This window comes from Vibrio atypicus, from assembly GCF_009811315.1.
In the GTDB taxonomy this organism is placed as follows: domain Bacteria; phylum Pseudomonadota; class Gammaproteobacteria; order Enterobacterales; family Vibrionaceae; genus Vibrio; species Vibrio atypicus.
Genome location: NZ_BLID01000012.1, coordinates 62,254 through 75,085, shown reverse-complemented (window position 1 = coordinate 75,085; position 12,832 = coordinate 62,254). Strand labels below are relative to the sequence as shown.

13 protein-coding genes are annotated in these 12,832 nt (G+C 44.7%); 2 read left to right on the top strand and 11 right to left on the bottom strand.

Going from position 1 to position 12,832, the window contains the following annotated elements; all coding sequences use genetic code 11:
* Nucleotides 1–14 precede the first annotated feature (14 nt).
* The 11 genes from rsmG to GVO60_RS20010 all read right to left on the bottom strand — a co-directional run bounded on the left by rsmG (nucleotide 15) and on the right by GVO60_RS20010 (nucleotide 9,826).
* Complete coding sequence (gene rsmG / locus GVO60_RS20060) at nucleotides 15–647, bottom strand: 16S rRNA (guanine(527)-N(7))-methyltransferase RsmG (RefSeq protein WP_159657265.1); 633 nt, start codon at nucleotides 645–647, stop codon at nucleotides 15–17.
* Nucleotides 648–2,543, bottom strand: coding sequence for a tRNA uridine-5-carboxymethylaminomethyl(34) synthesis enzyme MnmG (mnmG, locus tag GVO60_RS20055; RefSeq protein WP_159657263.1), 1,896 nt, complete (start codon nucleotides 2,541–2,543; stop codon nucleotides 648–650).
* Between the two features lie 465 nt (nucleotides 2,544–3,008).
* A complete protein-coding gene (gene mioC / locus GVO60_RS20050; RefSeq protein WP_159657261.1) occupies nucleotides 3,009–3,443 on the bottom strand; it encodes an FMN-binding protein MioC in 435 nt (144 codons plus the stop codon).
* Between the two features lie 53 nt (nucleotides 3,444–3,496).
* Entirely contained in the window at nucleotides 3,497–4,858 is a 1,362-nt protein-coding gene (mnmE, locus tag GVO60_RS20045; RefSeq protein ID WP_159657259.1) for a tRNA uridine-5-carboxymethylaminomethyl(34) synthesis GTPase MnmE, read from the bottom strand.
* Between the two features lie 118 nt (nucleotides 4,859–4,976).
* A complete protein-coding gene (gene yidC / locus GVO60_RS20040; RefSeq protein ID WP_159657257.1) occupies nucleotides 4,977–6,599 on the bottom strand; it encodes a membrane protein insertase YidC in 1,623 nt (540 codons plus the stop codon).
* Nucleotides 6,600–6,601: 2 nt separating this feature from the next.
* Complete coding sequence (gene yidD, locus GVO60_RS20035; RefSeq protein WP_159657255.1) at nucleotides 6,602–6,865, bottom strand: membrane protein insertion efficiency factor YidD; 264 nt, start codon at nucleotides 6,863–6,865, stop codon at nucleotides 6,602–6,604.
* Nucleotides 6,832–7,155 carry a ribonuclease P protein component gene (gene rnpA, locus GVO60_RS20030; RefSeq protein ID WP_263971954.1) on the bottom strand — a complete coding sequence of 108 codons (324 nt, stop codon included), beginning with the start codon at nucleotides 7,153–7,155 and terminating at the stop codon, nucleotides 6,832–6,834. The genes yidD and rnpA overlap by 34 nt, the downstream gene beginning before the upstream one ends.
* Nucleotides 7,156–7,200: 45 nt before the next feature.
* The gene (rpmH, locus tag GVO60_RS20025; RefSeq protein ID WP_004411068.1) at nucleotides 7,201–7,335 is read right to left on the bottom strand and encodes a 50S ribosomal protein L34; all 135 of its coding nucleotides are present in this window, start codon (nucleotides 7,333–7,335) and stop codon (nucleotides 7,201–7,203) included.
* Nucleotides 7,336–7,564: 229 nt separating this feature from the next.
* Entirely contained in the window at nucleotides 7,565–8,302 is a 738-nt protein-coding gene (locus GVO60_RS20020) for an amino acid ABC transporter ATP-binding protein (RefSeq protein WP_159657251.1), read from the bottom strand.
* On the bottom strand, nucleotides 8,299–8,970 hold the full coding sequence (locus GVO60_RS20015) for an amino acid ABC transporter permease (protein ID WP_159657249.1): 672 nt from the start codon (nucleotides 8,968–8,970) through the stop codon (nucleotides 8,299–8,301). Before GVO60_RS20015 ends, GVO60_RS20020 begins: the two co-directional genes overlap by 4 nt.
* A 109-nt stretch (nucleotides 8,971–9,079) precedes the next feature.
* Nucleotides 9,080–9,826, bottom strand: a complete 747-nt coding sequence (locus GVO60_RS20010) for an amino acid ABC transporter substrate-binding protein (protein WP_159657247.1) — start codon at nucleotides 9,824–9,826, stop codon at nucleotides 9,080–9,082.
* Between the two features lie 412 nt (nucleotides 9,827–10,238).
* Between GVO60_RS20010 and dnaA the strand changes: the two genes are divergently transcribed.
* Both dnaA and dnaN read left to right on the top strand, forming a co-directional pair.
* On the top strand, nucleotides 10,239–11,639 hold the full coding sequence (dnaA, locus tag GVO60_RS20005) for a chromosomal replication initiator protein DnaA (protein ID WP_159657245.1): 1,401 nt from the start codon (nucleotides 10,239–10,241) through the stop codon (nucleotides 11,637–11,639).
* Nucleotides 11,640–11,730: 91 nt separating this feature from the next.
* Nucleotides 11,731–12,831: a DNA polymerase III subunit beta gene (gene dnaN / locus GVO60_RS20000; protein ID WP_159657243.1), complete on the top strand. Its 1,101-nt coding sequence runs from the start codon at nucleotides 11,731–11,733 to the stop codon at nucleotides 12,829–12,831.
* Nucleotide 12,832: the final 1 nt, after the last annotated feature.

The window sequence follows — 12,832 nt, the reverse complement described above, 5'->3', positions numbered from 1 at the left end:
AATGGACCTCGCTTTTATTCCTTGCGCGATAAGATTACTAGATGACGCTCGCCTTCCAACTCAGGAACATTCAAAGCTTTGACATCAGTCACAGAACACCACTCAGGTAATTCTTCAATCTCACTCTGTGGTAATTGCCCTTTCAATGCAAGGAACAAACCTGTTTCTGGTTTTGGTAAGTGATGACACCAATTCACCATATCTACCATAGAAGCGAAGGCACGGCTAAGGACCGCATCAAATTTCTCTTCCGGTTGGAACTCTTCCACGCGACTTTGAATCGGCGTCACATTTTCAATTTTCAATTCATGCAGAGCTTGTTTGATAAATCGAATTCGTTTGCCCAAGCTATCTAGCAAAAAGAACTGCTTCTCAGGGCACATGATTGCTAATGGAATACCCGGTAAGCCCGGGCCAGTTCCGACATCGATAAAACGTTCACCCTGTAAGTGGGTGCTCACAATGATGCTGTCCAAAATATGCTTAACCAGCATCTCTTCAGGATTGCGGACTGAAGTTAAGTTGTACGCTTTATTCCACTTATTGAGCATTTCGACGTAACCAACCAACAAATCACGTTGCTGGTCAGAAACTTCAAGGTCAGTTTGTGCAATCAGCGCATCGAGTTTTAAACGTAGTTGACTCATTTACGCGTCCTCACCTTTTTTTAAAATTCCGTGTTTTTTCAAATGTACAAGCAAAATAGAAATCGCCGCTGGTGTAATACCTGAAATTCGAGAAGCAATACCAATTGATTCTGGTTTCGCCTCATTCAATTTCAAGATCACTTCGTTTGATAGCCCTTTTACATCTGCATAATCAAGCTCAACAGGTAACTTAGTGTTTTCATGACGTAGAGACTTCTCAATCTCATCTTGTTGACGCTTAATATAACCTTCGTATTTCACTTGAATTTCAACTTGCTCAGCGGCTTGTTGATCATCCATTGCAGGAGCAAACGCTTCAAGTTCAGTCAATTGCGCATAAGTCATTTCCGGGCGACGCAAAAGATCTTCACCACTTGCTTCACGGATCATCGGGCTTTTCAATAATTGGTTAAGATCATCAATCCCTTCTGACTTTGGATTCATCCACGTTGCAGCAAGGCGTTGACGCTCAGTTTCCATATTCTCAACTTTTTGGTTAAAGCGAGCCCAGCGTGCATCATCGACCAAACCAAGCTCACGTGCTTTCTCCGTTAAACGCAAATCGGCATTGTCTTCACGAAGCAACAAACGATATTCGGCACGAGAAGTGAACATGCGGTACGGTTCTTTGGTACCCATGGTCGACAAGTCATCAATTAACACGCCCATGTACGCTTGGTCACGACGAGGACTCCAGCCTTCTTTATCTTGGCTGTATAAGCTCGCATTCAGACCAGCCATTAAACCTTGTGCTGCTGCTTCTTCGTAACCTGTTGTACCGTTAATTTGACCAGCAAAGAACAGACCGTTAATAAACTTGGTTTCGTAGGTCTGTTTTAAATCTCTAGGATCAAAGAAATCATATTCGATAGCATAACCAGGTCGAACGATATGTGCGTTTTCAAAACCTTTCATAGAGCGCACAATTTGAACCTGAACATCAAAAGGCAAGCTGGTGGAAATACCGTTCGGGTATAGCTCGTGCGTTGTTAAGCCTTCAGGCTCAATGAAAATTTGGTGACTGTTTTTGTCAGCAAAGCGCATTACTTTGTCTTCAATGGAAGGACAGTAACGTGGGCCAATACCTTCGATTACACCAGCATACATAGGGCTGCGATCTAGGTTATTGCGAATAACATCGTGCGTTTGCTCATTGGTATGTGTAATAAAGCATGGTATTTGACGTGGCTGCTGAGAACGCTCCCCCATGAAAGAGAACACAGGAGTTGGATTGTCACCATGTTGTGCTTCCAGTACAGAAAAATCGACACTGCGAGCGTCGATACGTGGTGGTGTACCCGTTTTTAATCGATCCACACGGAAAGGTAACTCACGTAAGCGATCCGCTAGAGCGATCGATGGTGGATCACCTGCTCGACCACCAGATGAGCTTTCCATACCAATATGGATCTTTCCACCTAAGAAAGTGCCTACGGTTAAAACCACCGCTTTTGCGTGGAATTTAAGACCCATTTGAGTCACCACACCCACTACTTGATCTTGTTCTACGATCAAATCATCAACAGATTGTTGGAATAGCGTCAGGTTCGGTGTGTTCTCAAGAATATTGCGAACAAACGCTTTATAAAGGGCACGGTCAGCTTGAGCTCTAGTGGCTCGTACTGCTGGTCCTTTAGATGCGTTAAGTGTACGGAATTGAATACCAGCATGATCGATCGCTTGAGCCATTAAACCGCCCATAGCGTCCACTTCTTTCACTAAGTGGCCTTTACCAATACCACCGATCGCGGGGTTACAAGACATCTGACCTAATGTATCAATGTTATGCGTAAGCAACAGAGTTTTCTGTCCTGTACGCGCAGATGCGAGTGCGGCTTCCGTTCCTGCGTGACCGCCACCAACAACAATGACGTCAAAGTTTTCGTGATAGAGCATGAACTGACCTCAGGTATTCAATCAAGCTATAGAAAATAAAAGAGCGTTATTCTACCTTCTTTCATAGTGAGTGAAAACGCTTTTGCTACTTTTCATCTAAAGGCTTAAGAGTGTTATGTATATTAGATCCTTTTATATGATCTTTTATTAGATCTATTATTAGGATCGACGATCTCTGTGGATAAGTGAAAAATGATCAACAAGATCATGGATCTTTTGTTGATCTAAAACTGTGATCATACTTTGATCTGCGTGAGGATTAACTGGGATCAAAAAGGGTGGTTATGCACAGGCATAAAAATGGATCTAAGTTGTTATTTGGATAACTATAGGAAAATCACTGGATCTCCTCTTATTTATCCACAGACGGTTTGTTTGTTTTTTGTGCAAACAGTTTATTGCTTGGTAGGAAAAGTTATTCACATGAGAGAAATTCAGAGCCGCGGAGCGACTCTGGGAGGGATCTTAGAAGCGATTGATATGTTGATTTAGCCACTCTTCAGCTGCATCTTCAGGAACATCATGGCTCAATACATCGATGGTTACACAGTCTGCCACTGGTGTCGCACCGATATCTTTCAATAGATCATAGGCGTGTTTGCCAGCAGCACAAAAAGTGTCATAACTCGAATCACCAATGGCTATAACAGCAAATTTAACATCGCTCATTTTGGGCGGAGTGTTTTGTATTGCGGCGATAAAAGGTTGGATATTATCTGGGTACTCTCCAGCTCCATGAGTTGAAGTGATGATGAGCCAAGTACCACTGGCTTCAATCTCACTCAAGCTTGGTTGGTTGTGAATACTGGTCTCAAAGCCTTTTTCAATTAATAAATCACTAAGGTGATCACCGACGTATTCCGCGCCACCTAAGGTACTGCCTGTTATTATATGAATCATTATGTGTCCTTTGGATAAAAGAAGTGCGACCAATGGGTCGCACATCAAAAAGGTTATTTACCGATACAGAATGAAGTGAAGATTCTGCCCAGCAAGTCATCTGAGCTGAATTCACCGGTGATTTCGCTTAAATGTTGCTGGGCAATGCGCAGTTCTTCTGCCAGAATCTCTCCCGCCATATAGCCTTCAAGTTGCTGCTGGCCAATATCGAGATGCTCAGAAGCACTTTCTAACGCTTCTAGGTGACGTCGACGCGCCATAAAGCCGCCTTCATTACCACCGGCAAAGCCCATACACTCCTTTAAGTGGGTGCGAAGAGCCTCGACACCTTCACCAGTTTTGGCAGATAGGCGAATTAAGGTTGGATCATTAACGTGGCAAATCCCCAGATCTTCACCGGTTTGATCCGCTTTATTGCGGATCACCGTCATGCCAATGCTTTCTGGCAGACGATCTACAAAGTCAGGCCAAATTTCTTTCGGATCCGTTGCTGTTGTCGTTGTGCCATCGACCATAAATAGAACGCGATCTGCTTGAGCGATTTCGTCCCACGCACGTTCAATGCCTATTTTCTCAACTTCATCCGACGCATCACGCAGGCCCGCGGTATCAATGATATGCAGCGGCATACCATCAATATGGATGTGTTCACGTAGCACATCGCGAGTGGTACCCGCAATATCCGTCACAATTGCGCTGTCTTTACCCGAGAGTGCATTGAGTAGACTTGATTTACCGGCATTTGGACGACCTGCGATAACAACCTTCATACCTTCACGCATGATGGCGCCTTGGTTAGCTTCTTGGCGAACGGCTGACAAGTTATCGATGATAGCTTGTAGGTCGGCAGATACTTTGCCATCGGCTAGAAAGTCGATCTCTTCCTCTGGGAAGTCGATCGCAGCTTCAACGTAAATACGTAGGTGAATTAATGACTCCACTAGCGTATGGATTCGCTCTGAGAAAGCACCTTGCAGAGATTTTAGGGCTGACTTAGCTGCTTCTTCTGAGCTAGCGTCAATTAAGTCAGCAATGGCTTCAGCTTGGGCTAGGTCGAGCTTGTCGTTGAGAAATGCTCGTTCAGAGAATTCACCCGGTCTTGCGGTGCGAATACCGGAGATTTGTAGAATACGCTTGATCAGCATATCCATGACTACTGGGCCGCCATGACCTTGCAGCTCGAGAACATCTTCCCCAGTAAATGAGTGTGGGTTCGGGAAGTAGAGCGCGATACCTTGGTCTAACTCGGTGCCGTCTTGTGCGGTAAACGGGAGATATTCTGCGTAACGTGGACGCAGTTCTTTCCCAGTCACTTCCAGCGCTACTTTAGCTGCTAGGGGGCCAGAAACACGGATAATGCCGACGCCACCACGGCCGGGCGCGGTAGCTTGAGCAACAATGGTATCAGTTGTCATAGTGGTGCCTGTTTATTCTCGGTGCCATATAGAGGCAAATAAGTACTGAGGTGAATTGTAATCACCCCAAATAAAAAAGGCGACCTTTTGGCCGCCTTTCTCTGATATTTCCACTTACTTACGATTTAGTATGTAAGCCTTTCTTCTCCAGTGCTTTGTAAATTAGCGTTTGCTGGATAAGTGTCACGATGTTCGATACTAGCCAGTAAAGAACCAAACCTGACGGGAAGAACAAGAAGAAGAATGTAAACATAACCGGCATAAAGGTCATGATCTTCTGCTGCATTGGATCCGTTACTGTCGTTGGGCTCATCTTCTGGATTAGGAACATTGAAGCACCCATCAGTAGTGGCAAGATGTAGTAAGGGTCTTGCGCCGAAAGGTCATGAATCCAACCGAAGAATGGTGAGTGACGAAGCTCAACCGATTCCATTAGTGCCCAGTATAGCGCGATGAAAATTGGCATCTGTAGGATAAGAGGTAAACAGCCACCAAGTGGGTTCACTTTCTCTTTCTTGTACAGTTCCATCATCTCTTGGCTCATGCGTTGACGGTCATCGCCGATACGCTCACGCATTGCTTGTAGCTTAGGCTGAAGCATGCGCATTTTTGCCATAGAGGTGTATTGCGCTTTAGTTAGTGGGTACATAGCACCACGAACGATGAAGGTTAGACAGATGATTGCCACACCCCAGTTACCCACGAAGCTTTGGATGAATGAAAGCAGTGAGTGAAGTGGTTTCGCAATGAACCATAACCAGCCGTAATCCACTACTAGGTCTAGGTTTGGTGCTACTTCAGCCATTTGGTCTTGAAGTTTTGGACCTACCCATAGTGTCGCTTTGTATTGAGCGCTATCGCCATCAGCAATAGTTTTGTTTGGCATGCGCACACCGATATCGCCTAGGTTGCCGATAACACGTGTGTAAACATTTGTACCTGGCTCGTTACGTGGGATCCACGCAGAAGCGAAGTAGTGTTGGATCATCGCAGCCCAACCTTGACCATCAGGAAGGTTTAGAGACAAGTTGCGATCTTGCATATCTTCGAAGCTGTACTTCTTGTAACGAGTATCTTCTGTTGAGTATGCACCACCACGATATGTTGGCATTGTAATGCTACCACCAGCGTCTAATAGGTTTTGACGTAGGTGAGCGTACATACCAAATGTCGCGTTGTTACCTGATTTATTGACAATATCGTATTCAACGTCAACAGCGTAGCTACCACGTTTAAGAACAAATGTCTTAGTGTACTCTAGGCCGTTTGCTGCAAATGTCATTGGAACGCGAAGTTCATCTTGACCATCAGCTAGGGTAAAGCTGTCTGCAGAAACAGAGTAAGCTGGGCGATTTGTGCTGCTTAAGTCAATGCCTTGAGGACCGACTAGGCCACTTTGAGCAATAAACTGGTGACCAGGTTCATTCTTAAGAAGAACGAAAGAGTCAGCTGAGTCTAGTTCCGCCGAGTATTGGTTTAGATCAGCATGAATCACATCACCACCAACCGTATCAATCGATAGAGTCAATGCATCTGTGGTCACGGTAATCGTTTTGGCCGAAGATTGCTGCGCAGGAGCTGGATCTAGCTCGTCAGCAAATGATGGTGCAGGTAGAGTACTGCTTGATTGAGCCTGCTCAACCGGCTGAGGCGTAGGGTTCTTTGCAACTTGCCATTGTTGGAACAATAGGAAAGAAACCAGTGCTAGCGCGATTAACAGGATATTACGTTGAGAATCCATCGTTAATTGTCTCTGTCTTGTTTTTGGACTGGTGGAACGGGGTCGTAAGTCCAACCCTTGCTATTTAAAGGGTTGCATTTTAATAGACGTTTGCTTGATAACCAACACCCTTTTACAAAACCGTGAGCTTTCAACGCTTCTATGGCATAAGTAGAGCAGGTTGGAGAAAAACGACAACGAGGTCCAAGAAGTGGACTTATAAAGCCTTTATAAAGTCGGACTAAACCGATCGCTATCCGCGAGAGGGGCGAGACAGGCGCTGCCATAATTTATCAAACAATTTGAAAATTTCGTCATTGCTTAAATCTTGCGCGCTTTTCTTAGCAATAACAACATAATCTTTGTGTGCAAGTTGATGTTGATTGTTACGAAAGCTTTCACGAGCCAGACGTTTAAAACGATTGCGACCAACAGCGGTTTTAATCTGTTTCTTTGGAACGGCTAGACCTAGTCGAGGGTGAGGTAGACTATTTTTACGAGCAATGATGGTGAAATGAGGTGAGCCAGCTCGATGAGCTTGCTGGAAGACATTTTGATAATGCTCGGGAGTTAACAAACGTAACTCCCGATTGAACGCGTACGTATTCAAAATAATCGAAGATTACTTAGAAAGACGCTTACGGCCTTTAGCGCGACGTGCGTTGATTGTTGCACGACCGTTCTTTGTAGCCATACGTGCACGGAAACCGTGAGTACGCTTGCGCTTTAGAACTGAAGGTTGAAAAGTGCGTTTCATGATTATTACCTTTACTGATCAGTAGTTTTAGGTCAATGTTAACCCGGCGTGGGCATATAGGTCTTCTTTATATATAAAGAGGACAAACCGACGCCTCTCAACAAAGAGGCGGAATTGTAATCACAGTCACACAAAGTGTCAATCATTGTGCAACTGCTAAATTCCGGCCGGGCGATTATACGTAGTGTGAGCAAAATCTCAAGGATCAAACGATCCTCTTTTGTGATCTTTACTCTGCACCGACTTGTCGAAGGAATTTTTGTAAGCGAGGATCTTGTGGATTACCAAAGATATCCTGTGGAGAACCTTGCTCGACAATGTTGCCTTCCGCCATAAAGATCACGCGATCCGCGACCTCTCTAGCAAATTGCATTTCGTGAGTAACCACCAGCATTGTCTGGTGTTTTGTCGCTAAGTCCTTCATTAGATTAAGAACTTCTCCTACCCATTCAGGATCAAGAGCTGAAGTCGGCTCATCGAAAAGCAGTAATTCTGGCTGTAGTGCCATCGCGCGACCAATACCGACACGCTGCTGTTGGCCCCCAGACAATGCCGCTGGATAACTTTGGCCTTTGTCACTTAAGCCAATATCATCAAGAATCTGTTGAGCACGCTTCAGTGCGTCGGATTTCTTCCATCCTCTCACCGTGATCAGCCCTTCAGCAATATTTTGCAAAGCGGTCATATGAGCGAAAAGTGCGTAGTTTTGAAAGACAAAACCGGTCTTACGGCGCAGAGCAAGCACTTCAGCTTTGCTATGTTTTTCACTATCGACGCTGACATCATCAATAGTAATCGTGCCTTTATCTGCACTTTCTAGGAAGTTGACTGTACGAAGTAAGGTCGATTTACCTGTACCACTTGAGCCAATAATCACGATGATTTCGCCTTGTTTGATCTCTAGGTTGATACCTTTTAAGACCTCTGTCTCGCCAAAGCGCTTATTAATATTATCTAGTTTGATCATCGTACATACGCCTTATTCAGTTTCGCTTCTGCCCAAATCTGTACTCGAGTTAGGATCACAACCACACCCCAGTAGATAAGTGCTACAGCTAAGAATGCTTCAAAGAATCGGAAGCTTGATGATGCTTCCATTTGCGCTTTGGCCATGATTTCAGCTACGCCCAGCGTAAAGGCAAGCGACGTCGATTTGATCATGTCAATGAAGTAGTTCATTAGTGAAGGTAGAGCGACGCGAGTTGCTTGCGGCAGGATCACTCGACGCATAGCTTGAGTGGTTGTCATGCCGACAGATAGACTGGCTTCCATTTGGCTGCGATCAATACCAATAATGGCTGCGCGGATACTCTCTGCCATGTAAGCGGCAAAGTGGAGCGTTAAACCAATGACCGCCGCGCTGAATGCGTCTAGCCCTACTAACCAAGGGAAAACTTGCGGTAGGCCATAGTAGAGTAGGAACAACTGCACTAAAAGTGGAGTACCACGAAAGAAGCTAATGTACAGTTGGCTAAGTTGATCCAATACCGGCACTTTAAATACACGGATATTGGCTAAGATGACTGACAAAATCAGTGAAAAGACCAGACCCCATGTGGCCATTTCCATGGTTGTTCCCAGATACTTGAGTAGTATCGGCATCAACTCCAGCATGTAGTTAAAATCAAATCCCATAATTTGTCCTAAATGTATAACGACATAGAAAAGCAAAACCCACTGCAAAGGAAGGAAAGCAGTGGGTTAAAGCTCTACCTGAATAAGTTAGGTAGAAAACTAAGTTGGATTACTGAGTGATGTCAGCACCAAACCATTTTTGCGAGATTTTCTCAAGCGTGCCATCGGCGCGCATTGCTGCAAGTGCTTGGTTCACTTCAGCTTGCAGTTTTTTACCGTTGTCATTGTTAACAAATGGCCATGCGTTTTCGATGGTCTCGAACGGTTGTCCTGCTAGTTGAAGTGGCAGACCCGTCTTTTTGATTAACTCTAAAGCAGATAGACGATCCATCACAAACGCATCAGCACGACCTAAAGCCACATCATGCTCGATACCTGTATCGTAAGTTTTAATGTTGATCTTGCCTGCTTTATCGTAATTACGAAGCAGTTGCTCGAAATTAGAACCTAGGTTAACTGCAACTGTTTTACCCTCAAGATCTTCAACACCTTGAATCGCGTCATTGCCTTTACGAACGGTAATTTGAGCACCGTCAACAACGTATGGGTCAGCAAATAGGTACTTCGCCTTACGTGCGTCCGTCATTGTGATCTGGTTAGAAATCGTATCAATGCGACCTGTTTCTAGTAAACCAAATAGGCCAGAGAAATTCGCCGTAACGTATTCAACTTTATAATCATTACGTTTGCCGATCTCATCCCATAAATCCACTTCAAAACCTTGTAGCTGGTCTTGCTTAACAAAAGTGAACGGAAAATAGCGTCCAGACATGCCAACTTTGACCTCAGTCGCAGCTTGAACGGTTGCGGCAGATAGTGCGATTGCTGCAACGGCAGCTTTAATCCAGGTTTTCATAGTACAACTCCATATAATTATGGGGATAAATATTACTGTTAGTTCACTTAATTAGAGAAATAACCAAGTGCGATAACCTAGATATTAGAGTAATAAGGTTAAATTTGATGGCATACATTTGTCATGTTTGAAGTCGGTGAATAACGATCCAAATCAGGGTAAATTGGGTGCTACAAAAAAGTTTCATACACAGAGTTATCACCAGAATGACGATCTTAGTATATTTGCTCATTTGTGGATCAATGTGTGAGTAATAGTGGGGCAGAGTGTGGGGATCCAACCAATAATCTCGAAAATATTGTGAATAACTTAGATCTTATTCACTGGAACGACGATCAATTGCTGGCGATCTTGGTTATCAACAGGTAAAATTGCCAATCTTTTCCGATCAATTACTTCGAGTGGGGGCACCGTGTCATCTTCGCTTTGGTTGCAATGCCAGCAACAATTACAAGAAGAGCTTACCGCAACTGAGTTCAATACTTGGATCCGTGGTCTACAAGCGGAGCTCAATGACAATACTCTCACTTTATTTGCCCCAAATCGCTTTGTGCTTGATTGGGTGCGTGATAAGTATCTCAATAGCATCAACCGTTTATTAAAAGAATATTGTGGAAACGATATTCCGAGCCTGCATTTTGAAATTGGCAGTCGTCCTGCGGTTGCACCAAAGCCAAAGCGGACTCCAGCTGACATCGCCGCTGAATCATCAGCGCCAGCGCAGTTGCAAGCTCGTAAGCCTGTGCATAAAACATGGGATGATGACGCAGAGGCGATCGCGGACATCAATCACCGTTCAAATGTGAACCCTAAGCATAAGTTTACTAACTTCGTTGAAGGTAAATCGAACCAACTCGGTTTGGCAGCAGCGCGTCAAGTCTCTGATAATCCAGGCTCTGCTTATAACCCTCTGTTTTTATATGGCGGTACGGGCTTAGGCAAAACTCACCTATTGCACGCAGTCGGCAATGCCATTGTGGATAACAAGCCAAACGCGAAAGTGGTGTACATGCACTCAGAGCGTTTCGTGCAAGATATGGTGAAAGCGCTGCAGAACAACGCGATTGAAGAGTTCAAACGTTACTATCGTAGCGTTGACGCATTGCTTATCGATGACATTCAATTCTTTGCTAATAAAGAGCGTTCGCAAGAAGAGTTCTTCCATACCTTTAATGCGTTACTTGAAGGCAATCAGCAGATCATTTTGACGTCTGACCGTTATCCGAAAGAGATCAGCGGTGTAGAAGATCGTTTAAAATCTCGCTTTGGTTGGGGTCTAACGGTTGCGATCGAGCCTCCTGAGCTAGAGACGCGCGTTGCGATCTTGATGAAGAAAGCTGAAGATCACCAAATTCACCTTGCGGATGAAGTGGCATTCTTTATTGCTAAGCGTCTACGCTCGAATGTTCGTGAACTCGAAGGTGCACTAAATCGCGTTATTGCCAATGCCAACTTCACCGGCCGTCCTATTACGATTGATTTTGTTCGTGAAGCGCTTCGTGATCTACTGGCTCTGCAAGAAAAGCTCGTGACCATCGACAATATTCAAAAGACAGTCGCGGAATACTACAAGATTAAAGTGGCAGATCTGCTGTCTAAGCGTCGTTCACGTTCGGTTGCTCGCCCACGCCAACTTGCTATGGCCTTGGCTAAAGAGCTAACTAACCACAGCTTACCTGAAATTGGTGATGCGTTTGGTGGCCGTGACCATACAACGGTTCTACATGCTTGTCGTAAGATAGAGCAGCTACGCGAAGAGAGTCATGACATTAAAGAAGATTACTCGAACTTGATTCGTACCCTTTCTTCTTAATTCGCAGTATCCTAACGCCTCAAGTATTGAGGTAATTGCACCTGACCATTACTCTTTGTATAAGCAAAAAGAAATCTGATAAGAGCGTCCTATGAAATTTTCCATTGAACGTAGCCATTTAATTAAGCCTCTTCAACAAGTGTCGGGTGCTTTAGGTGGTCGTCCAACTTTACCTATCCTTGGTAACCTACTGCTAAAAGTAGAAGATAATGTGCTGTCTATGACGGCAACCGATCTTGAAGTGGAACTGATCAGTCGAGTGACGTTAGAAGGGGATTTTGAAGCGGGTAGTATTACTGTACCCTCACGTAAATTCTTAGATATCTGCCGTGGTCTGCCAGATGATTCAGTGATTACCTTTGTATTAGAAGGCGATCGCGTTCAAGTTCGTTCTGGTCGTAGCCGATTTTCACTATCGACATTGCCGGCAAATGAGTTTCCAAATATTGAAGATTGGCAGAGCGAAGTTGAAATCTCTCTAACTCAAGCTGAATTACGCGGCTTGGTTGAGAAGACACAATTCTCGATGGCCAACCAAGACGTACGTTACTATCTCAACGGTATGTTGTTTGAGATTGAAGGGACAACTCTGCGCAGTGTGGCAACCGATGGTCACCGTATGGCGGTATCTCAAACTCAGTTAGGTGCCGATTTTGCTCAGCAGCAGATCATTGTACCGCGTAAAGGTGTGCTTGAACTGGTTAAGCTGATGGATGCTCCAGAGCAACCGGTGACTCTACAGATTGGCAGTTCCAATGTACGTGCAGAAGTGAACAACTTTGTCTTCACTTCTAAGCTTGTTGACGGTCGTTTTCCAGATTATCGCCGCGTAATGCCGCAAAGTACCACTAAAACGCTAGAGACTGGTTGTGATGAATTGCGTCAGGCGTTTTCACGCGCAGCTATCTTGTCGAATGAAAAATTCCGTGGTGTACGGGTGAATTTAGCTGATACTGAAATGCGTATCACCGCGAACAACCCTGAGCAAGAAGAAGCGGAAGAGATGCTAGACGTTAGCTTTGAAGGCGAGCCAATTGAGATTGGTTTTAACGTTAGCTACGTCTTGGATGTTCTTAATACATTGCGTTGTGAAAAAGTTCGAATCTCAATGTCGGATGCCAATGCGAGTGCATTAATCGAGAATGCCGATGATGACAGTGCCATGTATGTGGTGATGCCAATTCGACTCTAGC

Excerpts from the sequence above, each read along its gene's own strand:
- rpmH (WP_004411068.1), bottom strand. The coding sequence starts at position 7,335 with ATGAAACGCACTTTTCAACCTTCAGTTCTAAAGCGCAAGCGTACTCAC.
- dnaN (WP_159657243.1), top strand. The coding sequence starts at position 11,731 with ATGAAATTTTCCATTGAACGTAGCCATTTAATTAAGCCTCTTCAACAA.
- yidC (WP_159657257.1), bottom strand. The coding sequence starts at position 6,599 with ATGGATTCTCAACGTAATATCCTGTTAATCGCGCTAGCACTGGTTTCT.
- mnmE (WP_159657259.1), bottom strand. The coding sequence starts at position 4,858 with ATGACAACTGATACCATTGTTGCTCAAGCTACCGCGCCCGGCCGTGGT.
- mioC (WP_159657261.1), bottom strand. The coding sequence starts at position 3,443 with ATGATTCATATAATAACAGGCAGTACCTTAGGTGGCGCGGAATACGTC.
- yidD (WP_159657255.1), bottom strand. The coding sequence starts at position 6,865 with ATGGCAGCGCCTGTCTCGCCCCTCTCGCGGATAGCGATCGGTTTAGTC.
- GVO60_RS20010 (WP_159657247.1), bottom strand. The coding sequence starts at position 9,826 with ATGAAAACCTGGATTAAAGCTGCCGTTGCAGCAATCGCACTATCTGCC.
- rsmG (WP_159657265.1), bottom strand. The coding sequence starts at position 647 with ATGAGTCAACTACGTTTAAAACTCGATGCGCTGATTGCACAAACTGAC.
- GVO60_RS20020 (WP_159657251.1), bottom strand. The coding sequence starts at position 8,302 with ATGATCAAACTAGATAATATTAATAAGCGCTTTGGCGAGACAGAGGTC.
- GVO60_RS20015 (WP_159657249.1), bottom strand. The coding sequence starts at position 8,970 with ATGGGATTTGATTTTAACTACATGCTGGAGTTGATGCCGATACTACTC.
- mnmG (WP_159657263.1), bottom strand. The coding sequence starts at position 2,543 with ATGCTCTATCACGAAAACTTTGACGTCATTGTTGTTGGTGGCGGTCAC.